The sequence below is a fragment of the Streptomyces sp. NPDC048278 genome, from assembly GCF_040652195.1.
GTDB lineage: Bacteria > Actinomycetota > Actinomycetes > Streptomycetales > Streptomycetaceae > Streptomyces.
Genome location: NZ_JBEZLP010000018.1, coordinates 78,537 through 93,029, shown reverse-complemented (window position 1 = coordinate 93,029; position 14,493 = coordinate 78,537). Strand labels below are relative to the sequence as shown.

The 14,493-nt window shown below is 75.1% G+C and carries 8 protein-coding genes; all 8 read right to left on the bottom strand.

Annotation, left to right across the window (positions count from 1 at the left end):
- Positions 1–21: 21 nt before the first annotated feature.
- The 8 genes from AB0D74_RS28560 to eccCa all read right to left on the bottom strand — a co-directional run bounded on the left by AB0D74_RS28560 (position 22) and on the right by eccCa (position 14,289).
- Positions 22–705 (bottom strand): hypothetical protein, encoded by a 684-nt coding sequence (locus AB0D74_RS28560; protein WP_362593000.1) that lies wholly within the window; start codon positions 703–705, stop codon positions 22–24.
- 1 nt (position 706) lies between these two features.
- Positions 707–997: a WXG100 family type VII secretion target gene (locus AB0D74_RS28555; protein WP_362592997.1), complete on the bottom strand. Its 291-nt coding sequence runs from the start codon at positions 995–997 to the stop codon at positions 707–709.
- A 58-nt stretch (positions 998–1,055) separates the two neighbouring features.
- Positions 1,056–1,391 (bottom strand): WXG100 family type VII secretion target, encoded by a 336-nt coding sequence (locus tag AB0D74_RS28550; RefSeq protein WP_362592994.1) that lies wholly within the window; start codon positions 1,389–1,391, stop codon positions 1,056–1,058.
- A gap of 128 nt (positions 1,392–1,519) precedes the next feature.
- Positions 1,520–4,969: a right-handed parallel beta-helix repeat-containing protein gene (locus AB0D74_RS28545; protein ID WP_362592991.1), complete on the bottom strand. Its 3,450-nt coding sequence runs from the start codon at positions 4,967–4,969 to the stop codon at positions 1,520–1,522.
- Positions 4,966–7,386, bottom strand: coding sequence for a hypothetical protein (locus AB0D74_RS28540; RefSeq protein WP_362592988.1), 2,421 nt, complete (start codon positions 7,384–7,386; stop codon positions 4,966–4,968). The genes AB0D74_RS28545 and AB0D74_RS28540 overlap by 4 nt, the downstream gene beginning before the upstream one ends.
- Positions 7,387–7,391: 5 nt before the next feature.
- Positions 7,392–8,816 (bottom strand): type VII secretion protein EccB, encoded by a 1,425-nt coding sequence (locus AB0D74_RS28535; RefSeq protein WP_362592986.1) that lies wholly within the window; start codon positions 8,814–8,816, stop codon positions 7,392–7,394.
- Positions 8,817–8,830: 14 nt separating this feature from the next.
- Positions 8,831–10,273: a type VII secretion integral membrane protein EccD gene (eccD, locus tag AB0D74_RS28530; protein ID WP_362592983.1), complete on the bottom strand. Its 1,443-nt coding sequence runs from the start codon at positions 10,271–10,273 to the stop codon at positions 8,831–8,833.
- The gene (eccCa, locus tag AB0D74_RS28525) at positions 10,270–14,289 is read right to left on the bottom strand and encodes a type VII secretion protein EccCa (RefSeq protein ID WP_362592980.1); all 4,020 of its coding nucleotides are present in this window, start codon (positions 14,287–14,289) and stop codon (positions 10,270–10,272) included. Before eccCa ends, eccD begins: the two co-directional genes overlap by 4 nt.
- Positions 14,290–14,493: the final 204 nt, after the last annotated feature.

The window sequence follows — 14,493 nt, the reverse complement described above, 5'->3', positions numbered from 1 at the left end:
TCGCCCTCCCGCGGAGCCCGCCTAGGTGGTGGTGTTCGAGTTGCCGGTACCGGTGTTGCCGTTGCTGTTGCCGTTCGAGTTACCGGTGCCGGTCGTGGTGGTTGTGGTGGTCGTGCCGCTGCCGCCGTTCGACGTCATCATCGTGTTGAAGTCGGCGGTGGTCGTCGTGAAGGCGTCCGCCAGGTCCTGGGCCGTCGCGTTGTTGGCGTCCTCGGTCGTCGTGTACTTCAGGCTCAGCCCCCGCACACCGTCGCGCAGGTCCGTCAGGCCCCGGACCAGGGCCGAAAGGGCTTCGCCGTAACTCTTCTTGAGCCCGTCGTCGGCGTTCGGACCGTTGACGGTCGTCCGCATCTTGTTGGCGTGGTAGAAGGCGCCCGGCGCGATGGCGACATCGCTCAGACCGGTGGCGACGTCGCGCACCGGCTGGATCAGCAGGTCGATGTTGGAGGCGAACAGGTCCAGCGACGGCGTGCTGACCGAGGTCCCGTTGTGCCCGTCACCGCCCGGCACCGGCGGCGGCACGAAGGGGTGCAGGTCGGAGAGGATCCCCGGGACGTGCAGGACGTCGGTGCCGCCGTGGTAGTGGTGATCGCCGGAGCCGCCGCTGTTGCCGTTGCCGCTGCTGCTGTCGTTCCCGTCGAAGTCGTTGTCGTTGACGTTCGGATCGCTGCTGCCGTGGTCGCTGTCGGCGGTCTCGTTCGCCATCTCACTGCTCCCAGAGACTCACGCCGTGCCGCTCGCCCGCGTAGTAGGACTCGTTGATCTGGCCGAGGGCGTTGGTGGCGTTCTGCGCCTGCGTCACCATGTCGGCCGCGGCGGCGTCCCACTTGGCCTTGGCGATGTCGTAGGTGGCGCGGGCGTCGCTGGTCCACTCGCTCAGGTGGACCTTGGCGCTGTCGTCCAGGTCGGTCAGCGCCGACTGGATCTTCCCGCTGATCGCGGTCATCTCGCCGACCACGTACTCGACCTGGTTCATGTTGACGGTGTACGTAGGCACGGGTCGCTCCTCGTTGGTGGGGTGGGCGGGGCTGGTGGGGCGGTGAAGTGACGCTGAATCAGAAGCCGGGCAGCGGCGTGGACATGGCCTTGTGCAGCTGGGTGGCCGCGTCCGAGGTGTGCTGATGGGTGGTGTCGTAACTGCCGGTGTTGGCCTGGAGCTTCTGCAGCATCAGCTCCAACTGCTGCTTCACCGTGCCGAAGTCGGTCATCCAGGTGTCCATCGCGCTCTGGAAGGTGCTGGAGGCGTCGCCGGTCCAGCTGGAGCGCAGCGCGTCGATCTGGCTCTGCATCTGGGTGTACGTGTTGTTGACCTCGTCCAGGGCGGTCTGGAAGCTGCCCTGGGCGGTCAGCATGCCCGAAGTGTCGACCGATGTCTGTGTGTTGGCGGCCATGGCTGTTCCTCTCCTGTGGGGGACGTGAGGGTCGTCGTTTCGTGATGGTGGTCCGCGGCGGTGCCGGTACGGGGCCGGATGCCGGGCTCGCTGCCCGACCGGCCGTGATTCTCTGTCCCTGCGGTCCGTCAGCCGGCCACCAGCGCGTCGTGCGGTGCGTCCTGCGGTGCGTTCTGCGGTGGGCCCTGCGGTGCGTCGGCCGGCGGGAGTTCGCCCGTGAGGTCGGCGGGGACCAGCGTGGGGGCGTTTGCGCGGGCGGCGATCCGGTCCGCCAGCCGGTGCGCGCCGTACGCGCCGTGCGCGGGGTCCTGGGCGGCGAGCGCGGCGACGACGTCGGCGGGCACGTCGAAGCCGAGCACCGTGAGGCGCCGCCGGGTCAGCTCCGCGAGACCCGCGCCGGTCCAGGCGGGCAGCCGCAAATACTCGGCGAACGTCCCGGCCAGGTCGGTACGGGTGCGCAGCAGTTCCATCAGGCGCGGGGCGCTGCCGCAGAGCACGAGCACCGGGCCGTACCGGCCGGCGGCGTCGCGGGCCGCCGTCTCCGCGGTCAACGCGTCCGCGACCGCGTGCCGTTCGGCCTGCGGCCGGGACTCGAAGGCGGGGTCGGCCGTCACCGCCAGGAGGCCGCCGGACGCGCGCCGGAAGGCGTCGGCGAGGAAGGCGCGGGGCTGGGTGGTCCAGCGGGTGGGGACGGCCGACAGGGGTACGTGCGTGAACGCGCCGGAAGCTACGACGCCCAGCTCGGCGAGGGCGCGGCCGTAGGCGGCGGCGACGGCGCGGCGACCGCTTCCCGGGGGGCCCTCCAGGGCCACGTCGGCGAGGCCTGCGGTGCCTTGGCCTGCGGCGCCTTGGCCGAGGGTGGCGAGGGTGGCCAGGCGGGCGGCCAGGGCTTCGGTGACCGGGGTGAGGGAGGTGAGGGGGGTGAGGTGGCGGGTGGCCGCCGCCTCGGCTTCGCCTTCGGCGATCGTTTTCCCACCCGCACCACCCGTGACGGTTTCGTTGTCGGGTGCGGGTGGCCCCTGTGGGGCGGAATCGCCGTCGGCGGGTGTGGGTGTGGGTGTGGGTGTGGGTGTGGGTGTGGGTGTGGGTGTGGGTGCCGGTGCGGGTGCCGGTGCCGGTGTGGGTGTGGGTGTGGGTGCCGCCGTGGGTGCAGGTGTGGGGGCGGGGGTGGGGGTGGGCTCCGGGGTGGGGGACGGTGGGCGGGGGGCCGGGGGGATGTCGGCGGCGGTGAGGAGGCTGAGTTCGTGGTCGTGGCCCGGGGGGTGGGCGGCCAGGCGGGATGCCTGGGCGCCGATCATCGACTCGAAGACCTGGCGGGCCACCCGGCCGTTGCCGAAGGTCGGGCCCTTGGGGACGGTCTCGAAGTAGCGGGACAGCGCGTCCAGGGCGTCGGCGGAGAGTTCGTAGTAGTGCTTGGCGCACAGGCCCCGCACGATGGTGACCAGTTCCTCGGGGGAGTAGTTCGGGAACTCGATCGTCCGGGCGAAACGGGACGCCATACCGGGGTTGGAGGCGAGGAACCGGTCCATGTGCTCCGAGTAGCCGGCCGCGATCACGACGATCTCGTCGCGGTGGTCCTCCATCAGCTTCATCAGCGTCTCGACGGCCTCCTGGCCGAAGTCCGGCCCGGTGCCCCGCGACTGGTTGGTCAGGGTGTACGCCTCGTCGATGAAGAGCACCCCGCCGAGCGCCCGGTTGAAGACCTCCGTGGTCTTGATGGCGGTCCCGCCGATGATCTGGGCGACCAGGTCGGCGCGGGCCACCTCGACGATGTGCCCCTGGCCGAGGATGCCGAGTTCGGCGAGGACCGCGCCGTACAGCCGGGCCACGGTCGTCTTGCCGGTGCCGGGTGGTCCGGCGAAGACGAGGTGGCGGCTCATCGGGGGCATCGGCAGGCCCATCTCGGTGCGCCGCTTGGTCATCTTGTTGAGGTTGATCAGCCCGGTGACCTCCAGCTTCACGCTCTCCAGGCCCACCAGCGCGTCGAGTTCGGCGAGCGGTCCGGTGGCGGAGCGGGAGACGTCCGGGTCCGCCGCGGGGCCGGAGGGCCCGAAACCGTCCGGGGTGCCGCCGGTGTCCGCTTCGCCGTCCGTGCCGAAGCGTCCGCCGCCTCCGCCGCCTCGGCCACCGCCTGCGCCGAAGCCTCCGCCCGCGCGGTCGGCCGGGCGGTCCCGGTTCTCCGCACGGGCGGCGGGGCGGTCGCCGGCGTTGTCCTGGACCGCGCAGTTGCCGAGGTCGGTACGGGCGTCGGCGTGGGCGTTGACGCCCCGGCCCCGCGCGCCCGTCATCCGGCACCCGACGGCGGTGAACGAACCACCGGCCAGCACCCGTACCGCGTCGCCCGGCGAACCGGTGAACTCCGTGTCGTGCGCGGTCAGTTCCGCGTCCTCGCCGACGACCGCACCGCACCCGCGCAGCACGGACCCGGCCACGAACGCGCTCGCCGACCCGGCCAGCCCCAGCCCCGTCGTGCCCGGACCGCCGTCGGTCATCGCGATCTCGGCGTCCCGCAGGGTCACCCGGGCACCGCCCTGCGCCCGGACCCCGGCGCCCGCACCGCCGGTCACGGTCAGCCGCTCCAGCTCGGCGGTACCCGAGTCGGCGACCTGCACGGCGGCGGTCGCCGCGTCCCGGACGACGAGCCCCGTCGCCCGTACGGTGCTCCCCGCGCCGGTGACGTGCAGCCCGACCGGGGTGCCGGTGAGCTCGCAGTCCTCCAGGCGGGGCTGGGCACCCCCGGTGACCTGGACGCCACCGCGGGCCGCGCCGGTGACCGCGCAGCCGCGCAGATGCGGCGCGGCGCCCTCGGCGACGTGCACGGACTGGCCGCCGGAACCGGAGAACGCGCAGTCGGTGAGCGTGGTCTCGCCCCGGCTGGTCAGATACGCGTCCAGCGCGGTACTGCCGGTCACGGTGACCCGGAGCAGCGCGGCCCGCGCCTCCTGCTCCACGGCGACGGCGGGCTTTCCGCTGCCGGTGATCCGGGTCGCCTCGACGGTCGCGACGGCGTTGCCGTTGACGCAGACGCCGTTGCCCCGGGGGCGGTCGAGCAGACAGTCCCGTACGTCGAGGCGGCCGTGCTCGGCGACCACCACCGCCGAGGAACCGGCCTCGGTGATCTCGGTGTCGGCCAGCACGTTCGCACCGTGCGAGGTGACCACGACACCCGCGCCGTGCGGGTTGGTCACCCGGCAGCCGCGGGCCGCCAGGGTGCCCTCGTTCCAGGCCAGTACGGCCGTCCACGCCGCGCCCTCGATCCGGCAGCCGTCCAGCGCCGACTGCCCGCGCCGCAGGTCCAGGACCGGGGCCTCCCGGTCGGCGCCGGACAGCACGAGCCCGGACAGCTGCACCGCTTCGGCCTGCACGACGACCGTGCTCCCGGCGGGCGCGTGCACCCGTACCGTCCCGGCGCCGCCCTCCGCGGCCAGGGTCACGGTCCGGACGAGGTCCAGCGACTCCTCGTACCGGCCGGGGGCGACCGTGATCAGCGCCCCCTCCGCCGCCTCGGCCAGCGCGCCGGCGATCGTACGGTGGGCTCCCGGCCGGTCCGGGGCGACCAGCAACACCTGCCTGCTCACGGCTCGACTCCTTCTGTGCGGACCGCACGGGGGGTCACGATCAGTCCGGGCGGATCGGCGCTCTCGGCCGCGGCGTCGGTGCCGGTCCGCTCCAGCGCGTCCAGGATCTTCTCCAGGCCCTTGACGGCGATCTCGTCGAGCTTCGCCGCCACCTCGTCCCGGCCGCCGCCGCTGTTCTGCGCGGCCTCCGACGGGGACAGCTCACGCATCAGCACCGCAGGGCCCTCGGCACGCAGCACCCGGAACACGGTGCCCGGCAGGAACACCACCCGGTCGGGGACGGCCGGATCCAGCGAACTGGTCCGCCGCGCCGTCATCGACCAGATCAGGACGTCGGTGGCGCCGCTGCCGCGCGGGCCGGGGTGCAGCGACGTACGGGCGTGGCAGAACGCCCACTCGGTGGCCAGCCTGCCCTCGCGGTACCAGGCGCGTTCCGCGTCGCCGAGCCGGGTGCGCAGCAGCGCCGGGCCCCGGTAGGAGGGCAGTCGCCGCAGCCCGGCCGTCACACAGCGCGCCAGCGGTACGTGCGGCCCGGGCGCCGCCTCGCGCACGGCCGCGTCGGCGAGGCGGGGGTCGCCGGACAGGTACAGGCGTACGGCGACCAGTTCGGTCAGCGCGTCCGCGGCCTCCGTCCTGGACCGGCCGCGCAGTCCCGGCGACTCCGACATCACGCGCGAGACCGAGCCGGCCAGGGCGTTGTACTGCTCGCTGAACGTCCGGCGCAGCCAGTCCCGTTCCTGCGCGACCCCCCGCTCCGGCGGCAGCGCACAGGCCGCGGCCCGCGGCACGGGCTGCACCCGCACGGCGGACGCTCCCGCGGCAGCCGACGGCACGGCGGTCTCGCCGGTGGCGTGACCCGGTACGGGACCGGGGCCCGGCCCCGAACCGGCGGGCGGCGCGGGAACGTCCGCGTCAGCCCCATCCGGCTCAGGGCTCGCGTCGAGTCCGCCCATCTCCGCGATCTCCGCGATCTCCGCCTCGGGCGCGGCGGACTCCAGGCGGAAGCGCGGTGGGGTGGGGGGTACGGGCCGTTGAGCGGGGGGTGAGACGGGGGCGGCGGCGACGGGTTCGGCAGGCGCGGTGGGTTCGGACGGGAGCGTGGATCCTGCCGTGGGCGTGGGCGTGGGCGTGGGCGTGGGCGTGGGCGTGGGCGTGGGCGTGGGCGTGGGCGTGGGCGGAGGCGTGGGCGGAGGCGGAGGCGGAGGCGGAGGCATGGGCGTCGGCTCCGGCTCCGGCGCCGCTTGCGGTGTGCCGGCCCGTGCTTCGTTCCGTACGGTGCGGGATCTGCTGAGTACGGTGGGGGCCTCGTCAAGGTCTGCCGCGCCGCTGCCCTGCCCGGGGGCGGGTTCGGTGACCGGGTCCGCGTTGCCGTTCTCGGGGCCGGTCGGGTTGCGGACGGTCGGGGCCTCCGAGAGGTCCGTCGCGTCCCCGGCGTCGGTGTCGACGGGGGCCGCCGACGAGTCGGCGCCGGACTCCGTGCGGACGGGCGGCAGGGTCGGTGCCGGTGGTGCCGGTGGTGTCGGCGGTGTCGGCGGTACGACGGCTGCGGCGGGGGCCGGATGGGCGGTGTCGGTGGGCAGGCAGGTCGTCGCGGAGGGGGTGGTCCGGACGTCGGGGGCGGCGGTGGGCAGGGTGTCGTACAGGACCACCGGGGTGCCCAGGGCGTCGGCGAGCGCCTGGCCGGGGTTGGCGGGGCCGCCCGGCACGTCGAGGGCGCCGTACAGGACGAAACGCACCGCCGGGCGGGCGCCGGGGAGGACCGTGTCCCAGAAGCGGGCCACGTCGCCGGGGGACAGCGGCGGGGTGCCGGGGCTGCCGAGGACGACGACACAGAGGTGCGGGTCGGTGGGTGCGGCGGCGACCGCACGTCCGTGGTGTGCGGCCAGGGGGTCCCGGTCGGCATGGCGCAGCCACACACCGGCCGGCACCGGCTGGGCCACGGCAGCCGCGCCGACCGGCGTGGTGCGGGTCGGCACCGAGAACTCCCAGTGCGGTTTGGGAAAGCGCTGTGCCACGGGCTCGGGGTCGTGGCCCGGCCGGAACCGCAGCCAGGCCGCACCGTCCTCGCCGGGCACGAACAGGCCGCCGTCGACGGTCGGGACCAGGTCGCCGTCGGGGGCGAGCACGTCGCGCCCGAGCCGGTCGGCGATGCGGCGGCACGCCGTACGGACCTCGTCCGGCCCGCTCCGGCCGAAGACCAGCCGCGGGCTGCCGTACCGGGCGGACGACAGCAGCCGGGCCACCGACTCCCACTCCGTGGCGAGGGCGCCGCCGGGCAGGTCGACCACGGCGAGGGTGTGCAGCGGGTCCTCGGCGATCCCCCCGGCGAACGCGGCGGCCCGGTCGTCGAACCTGCCCTTGGGATGGATCAGCAGGGCGTCGCCGACGGGTGTCGAGCGCAGGCGGAGCCGGGCCATCGGGATCAGCCCTTCGCCGCGGCGGCGCGGCTGAGCACCGGACCGTCGGGGACGAGGGCGAGGACGCCCGCGGGCAGTGTGAGCCGGCGCCTGGTGTTCCCGAACCCGAGGGCCCGGGCCGCGTCGGTGTCGGCGATGCGGTACTTCAGGCCCTGTTCGGTGACGAGGTACTCGGTCTCGGTCCGCGCGCCCTCCGGTACGGCGAGCACACCGGCCCCGGCCGGCAGCACGATCCCGCCGGCGCCGGGCGTCCCCACGGTGATCCGGGCCCCGGCGTCGGCGAGTTCGGTCAGGCAGACGGTGCCGCCGGCGGCCAGGGCGCGGACACCGGTCAGGTCCGGTATCCAGCCCGCGCCGCCGTGGTCCGCGGAGACCGGGGCGACGGCGATGTCCGGCTGCCCGACCTGCCGGGGCGCCGGTGCCCCGGGCCGGGCGGCGAGCAGGGCGTACTCGGTGGCGTTGACCAGGGCGAGTCCGTCGGAGCGCATCACGTAGTGGTGCTCGGTGCCGCCTGTGCTGGTGCGGAAGACCTGGCCGACCTCGGCGGTCTGTCCGGCGACCTTCCCGGCGGCCTTCCCGGCGCCGGGCGGCACGGGCGCGGTGAGCGCGGCTCCGGTGGGCACGGCGGCCAGCCAGTCGGCGGTGGCGGGGAGGGCCGTCTGGTCGTCCAGGCCGAGGGCGATCAGCGTCGAGGCGCCGGGGACCGGGTACTTGACGTCGCGGAACAGCACGTACCGGGTGCCCCCGGGGCCGCTGAGCAGCACCTGCCGGTCGGCGGGGAGGGCGGCGAGCGCCGCGGCGGACCCGCCGAAGACGAGAGTCTGCCCGTTCCCTGCCCCCGCTTTCCCGACGGCACCCTTCCCGGCCTGCGTCCCTGTCTCCGTCCCGGCCTGAGCGCCTGTCTCCGTCCCGGCCTGCGTCCCGGCCTGTGTCCCGGTCGCGGCCCCCTTCCCGGTAGCCGCCCCCTGCCCCGGCAGGCACCGTGCCCACGCGCCGGTCGTCAGGGCCGACGCGTCCGGCACCGTGTCCGGGGCGCCCTGGATGCCGACCGGGGTGCCGTGCGGGACCCCGGCCAGGGACTTCGCGGACACCGTCTCCGGCGCGGTCCGCTCGCCCGCGATGAGCAGCGCGGAGGCGTAGTTGCGGACGGGGCGGAGCTCGCCGTTCGCGTACACGTACCGGTTGCCGGTGTCCTCCTCCAGGACGATCGCCCCGTCCTTGCGCCAGCCGTCCCCGGCGACGGGCGAGATCAGCCCGTACACCCCGAACCCGGCGCACAGCAGCACCACGAGCCCCACCCCGAAGACCGAGCCGAGCGCGGACCGCCGGGTCGGGCTGTCGCCGCGGCCGGGGTCGCCGCTGACCAGGGCGGAGGCGAGGCGGCCCATGGCGAACTGGTAGGCCTGTACGTGATCGCGTCGCGTCTGCATGGTTGCCGCCGCCCCTAGCCCGCGAGGCCGCGGAAGTAGCCGTACGCGTGCAGCACCTGGAGCAGCAGGGGCAGCAGCGCGATCGCGGTGACCGTCTCCAGGAGGTCGCCGAAGTGCCCCCACACCGGCAGCAGCCGGGCCCGCGGCAGCCGCCAGGCGCCGAGAAGGAGCAGCAGCGCGGCGGCCAGCAGCACCGCGAGCACCGCGGCCCGGCCGCCGGGACCGGTGGGCGCGACCCGGACGATGAGGACGAGTCCGAGGCCGTAGGCGCCGGCCAGCACGGCGGGGACGCGTTGCAGGGTGCCGTTGGTGCCGCGGGCCCGGAGCAGGACGGCCAGGCTGAGCGAGACCGGGAGCAGCCAGCCGGCCCAGCCGGGCTCGCGGTCGGCGAGCAGCCAGAGCGCGACCGCCCACACCAGCGCCGAGGCGATGCCGATCGCGTCGAGGCAGGCGGTGGCGACGGCGACCCGGGCGGCCACGGTCTCGCCGGGCTCGGGCTCGATGTCGAGCTGGAGTTCCTCGGCGTCGTGGGGGAGCTGGGGCACCCGCAGCCGGGCCGTGCGCAGGGCCAGCCGGGGGGCGAGGTGGCCGAGCACGAACAGGCTCACCGCGACCACCGCGGCGGCCTGCACGCCGTGCAGTCCGGTGGCCAGGGCGAGCCCCGCGCCCACCGCGGCGGCGACCGCGGTGAGCAGCACCGTGCCGGGTACGACCAGGGGCAGCGCGCCCAGTGCGAGCAGCACGCCGGCCAGCGCCACCACGTACCCGGCGGCCAGCAGCACACCGGTGGGACCGGGGGCGAACCCGCCGCCGGGGCCCTCGGGCAGGGCCGTCCCGGCGAGCGCGGCGAAGCCGAACGCGCCGACCCCGGCGACCAGTACGCCGCCGCGGTCGGCCGCGGCGCGGGCCGCCGCCGCGCAGGCCGCGGCCAGCACCAGGGCGACCGCCCCGGCCGCCGCCGCGGTGCGCGGGCCGGGACCGGCGCCGAGCAGTGCGGCGGCCAGCGCGGCCAGCGCCAGGCAGGACAGGGCGAGACCGAGGCGCCGGGTGAGTTCGGGGCGCCAGCGGCCGGTTCCGGCGCCGACGGTGTGCGCGACGCCGTCGGAGACGTCGTCGAAGTGCAGGGCGGGCAGCGCCGCGTCAGCCGGCCGCAGGTGCAGCACGTCGCCGTCGCGCAGCCCGGCGCTCTCCGGGGTCGCCTCCGGGTCGAGGGGTTCGGCGCCGAGCGGTTGCAGCACCCAGGAGGTGCCCTCGACGCCGGGTCCCACGGCCTGGCGCAGCAGCACCGGCAGCAGGGTGGAGACCGGGGTGGTGACCGGGACGGCGAGGTCGGCCCGGCCGGCCGGTGCCTCGACGGTGAGGCGGCAGACCTCGGTGACCCGGACGGACGGCAGCGGCGCGGCGCCGCCGGCGGCGGGCGCGGTGGTGGGGCCGGCCGGGGCCGGGGCGGTGGTCATCGTGCTCCTGTGGGGACGGGCGCCGCCGACACCAGGCCGGTCTGGACGAGCTGGACGGTGCGCCGGGTGACGAGCTGGGCGCGGCCGGCGGGCAGGGTGCGGGGCTTGGCCTCGCCGATGAACTTGCCCTCCTCCTTGGGGTAGGAGAAGAGCAGCGCCGGGTTGCCCAGCTCCCACATCCGGCGGATCAGCGGGTCCATCACGGACCGCATGGCGCCGGACGTGGAGCGGGCGACGATCAGGTGCAGCCCGATGTGGGCGCCCTGCGCGAGCAGCGGCACCAGCGGGTTCATCGGGGAGGGCGTGCCGGGCGCGCCGGCGAAGAGGTCGTAGTCGTCGACGAGGACGAACAGCAGCGGGCCGGTCCACCAGTCCCGCTTCTCCAGCTGCTCCGGGGTGACGTCGGCGCCGGGGGCCCGTTTGGCCACGGACACGGCGGCGCTGTCGGCGAGCTTCCCGAGCGCGTCGTTGTCGACGACGTAGCCGACCCGGTACTCCTCGGGGACGTCCTTGAGGAGTCCGCGGCCGGGGTCGGCCAGCAGGATCCTGGCCTCCTCCGGACGGTAGCGGGCGGTGATGGCGCGGATGGCGAGGCGCAGGGCGTTGGTCTTGCCGGTCTCGCCGTCGCCGTAGACCAGCAGGTGCGGGGTGGTGCCGAAGTCGTGCCAGACGGGGGCGAGCCGCTGCTCGTCCCAGCCGAGGCAGAACCGCAGGTCGCGGGTGTCGGCGGGGGCGGGCAGCCGGCGGGCGTCGAGCCGGGTCGGCAGCAGCCGGACGCCGGGGGCCCGGGGGCCGGTCCAGAACGTGTCGATCTCGGCGACCGCGGCCTTGGTGGCGGCCGTCAGGTCGTCGGTGCGCGAGGAGCTGTCGAGCCGGGGCAGCGCGGACAGGAAGTGGTGTCCCGAGCCGGTCAGGCCGCGGCCCGGCCGGTGCGGGACACCGGCCGCGGCGCGGGAGCCGACCTCGGACTCCATCGAGTCACCGAGCCGCAGTTCGAGCTTGGTGCCGAGCATGTCCCGCAGCCGGGGCCGTACTTCGGACCAGCGGACCGCGGAGGCGACCACGTGCAGGCCGAACGACAGGCCGCGCGCCGCGAGTTCCATGATCCGCTGTTCCAGGTCGTCGAAGTCCTGGCGGAGCGTGGCCCAGCCGTCGACGACGAGGAACACGTCCCCGAACGGGTCGTCGAGGGTGCCGTCGGCGCGCAGCGCCCGGTAGGCGGCCATCGACTCAAGGCCCCGTGACGTGAACAACTGCTCGCGCTGTTCCAGGAGTTGGGTCAGCTCCTCGACGGTGCGCAGTACCCGGTCGCGCTCCAGGCGGGTGGCCACCGAGCCCACGTGCGGCAGCCCGGCCGTGGAGACCAGACCGCCGCCGCCGAAGTCCAGGCAGTAGAACTGCACTTCGCGGGGCGTGTGGGTGAGCGCCAGCGACAGCATCAGGGTGCGCAGCAGCGTCGACTTGCCGGTCTGCGGGGCGCCCACCAGGCCGATGTGGCCGTCGGCGCCCGACAGGTCGGCGGTCAGCAGCTCGCGCAACTGCTCGAACGGCCGGTCCACCATGCCCAGCGGGACCCGCAGCGCGCCCTGCACGCGCGGGTCGGCGGCGCCCATGCCGCGCTCCGGGTCGGGCACGATGCCGGGCAGCAGCTGGTCCAGGCCCGGCGAGTCGGCGAGCGGGGAGAGCCAGACCTGCCGGGCCGGCGGGCCGCTGTCCTCCAGCCGTCCGACGAAGACCTCCAGCAGGCTGTCCTCGCCGCCCTCCGGCTCCGCCGCGGCTTCCGCGCCCGGGTCGCGCAACTGCTCCTCGGCGAGCGAGACCAGCCGGGCGGCCTCCTCGGCCTCGCCGGCCGCCGCGCCCGGCCCCTGCCGGTCCAGCCCGAACGCGGTCACCTCGCGTACGACGCCCTGCCGCCCGCCCGTCTCCTCGGGACCCGGCGCCGCGGGCGCGGCCCCGGACACGTACGCGGCCTTGAACCGGACCAGGTTGGTGGTGTCGACCTTGAGGTAGCCGTTGCCGGGCGCGGACGGCAGCTCGTAGGCGCTGGAGGTGCCGATCACACTGCGCGACTCCATCGAGGAGAAGGTACGCAGCGCGATCCGGTACGACAGGTGTCCCTCGACCCGGTGGATCCGTGACTCGTCCAGCCGCTGCGAGGCGAGCAGCAGATGCACCCCGAGGCTGCGCCCGAGCCGCCCGATGGAGACGAACAGCTCCACGAACTCCGGCTTGCTGGCGAGCAGTTCGGAGAACTCGTCGACGATGACCAGCAGCGAGGGCAGCGGCGCCAGGGTGGCCCCGGCGGCGCGCGCCTTCTCGTACTCGTAGAGCGAGGCGTACCCGGCCTCCCGCAGCAGCTCCTGACGGCGGATCATCTCGCCGTTGATGGAGTCCCGCATGCGGTCGACCAGGTGGAGTTCGTCGGCGAGGTTGGTGATGACGGCGGAGGTGTGCGGCAGCCGGTCCATGTTGAGGAAGGTGGCGCCGCCCTTGAAGTCCACCAGGACCAGGTTCAGGATCTCGGAGGAGTGGGTGGCGGCCAGGCCGGTCACCAGCGTGCGCAGCAGTTCGCTCTTGCCGGAGCCGGTGGCGCCGATCAGCAGCCCGTGCGGGCCCATGCCGCCCTGCGCGGACTCCTTCAGGTCCAGCTCGACGACCTCGCCGTCCTCGGTGACCCCGATCGGCACCTTCAGCCGGGCCTCCTGGGCCAGCCTCGGCCGCCACTTGGCCGCCACGTCGAAGCCGCGTACGTCGCGGATGCCGAGCATGGTGGCCAGGTCGAAGTCGGACTCCAGGGGCTGGTCCACCAGGTCGACCCCGCCGCCGGTGCGCATCGGGGCGAGCGCCCGGGCCAGGTCCTCGGCCTCGACGCGGCCGAGCCGGTCGGCCCGGCCGCCGACGTTCTCGGTGCCGCTCGGGAACTCCACCCGGCCGTCGCGGACCGTCAGCCGCAGCACCTTGGGGCCGCCGGGCACCGCGCCGGTGAGGTCCAGCAGCACCACCCCGCGGATCCCGGCGCCCAGCAGCCGCGAGGCCGGCGGGAGGCGGACGCCCTGCGCGACGATCACCGTGAGCGGCTCGGCCACGCTGGGCGAGGAGGCGGGGTCGTGGTCGGGGCGGTCGCGGACGTCCGGCCCGAGCAGGTCCATCAGCTCGTCGTGGTCGCCGGCGGCCAGCCGGACCGCCCCGGCCGCGTCCTCCGCCGCCGGATGGGCGTTGTGCGGCAGCCACTTGAGCCAGTCCCACTCGCGGCGCGCGGCCTCGTCGCCGAGCACCGCGACGCGCAGTTCGTCGGGGGAGTGCAGGACCGCGAGCTGCCCGAGCATCGCCCGGGCGAGGGCCGGCGCCTCGGTGGCCTCGCCGGTGAACTCGACGCTGGTGAAGCGCCCCAGGGACACGGGCACCGGCAGCAGGGGCACGGTCTGGTGGGCCTTGGTGAACCGGCGCAGCGAGATCGCGCACAGCGGTTCCAGGTCCTCCACCGGCCGGGTCTGCGGCGGCAGGAACTCCAGTGCGGCGCGCCGGGTCGCGAGACCGATGCGGACCCGGCCGAAGTCCTCGTGCCCGGGCCTGCGTTCCCACAGCCGGGGACCGGCGGCGAGCGCCCACAGGTCGCGGGGCTCGGGGTTGTCCCACAGCAGCGCGGCCCGCTGGTCGGCGGCGGCCTGCCGGGCCTGGACCCGCTTCTGGCCGAGGTAGCGCAGGTAGTCGCGGCGTTCGGCGCGCATTCGGCGGCGCCGTTCCGCGCCGGGCCGGCCGATCTGGGTCAGCGTCATGCTGACCATGGCGACGCCCATCATCCCGGTCATCATGTACATGGACGAACCGCCGCTGCCGACCGAGTACATCAGCACCATGGCCCCGGCGCCCAGGCCCATCGGCAGGTACGTCATCACCGAACCGAAGTCGGCGGTGGCCGGTTCGCCGAGGACCGGGGGCTCGGCCAGTTCCACCTGGCCCTCGGGCATCGGGGGGCCTTCGGCACGCGGCGAGCGCTTGGCGACGACGGTGCTCAACGTGCTCTCTTCTCTGCTGCTGTTCCTGGCGTGCGCGCGGTGGGATCCGCGCGTGGAGCGTAGGCAGGCGGCCGTCCGCGCCCCGGTGGGGGAAGCGGATGTCCGCCCCCGCGGACGGCGAAGCCTGGCCGGAGGGGCAGCTTCGCCAAGTACACGCCAAGTTGGCGTTAAGGCGGTCCGGTGACGATCCTCGGGCGCCGCTTC

Coding starts and splice junctions, on each gene's coding strand:
- AB0D74_RS28560 (WP_362593000.1), bottom strand. CDS start 705: ATGGCGAACGAGACCGCCGACAGCGACCACGGCAGCAGCGATCCGAAC.
- AB0D74_RS28550 (WP_362592994.1), bottom strand. CDS start 1,391: ATGGCCGCCAACACACAGACATCGGTCGACACTTCGGGCATGCTGACC.
- AB0D74_RS28540 (WP_362592988.1), bottom strand. CDS start 7,386: ATGGCCCGGCTCCGCCTGCGCTCGACACCCGTCGGCGACGCCCTGCTG.
- AB0D74_RS28535 (WP_362592986.1), bottom strand. CDS start 8,816: ATGCAGACGCGACGCGATCACGTACAGGCCTACCAGTTCGCCATGGGC.
- eccD (WP_362592983.1), bottom strand. CDS start 10,273: ATGACCACCGCCCCGGCCCCGGCCGGCCCCACCACCGCGCCCGCCGCC.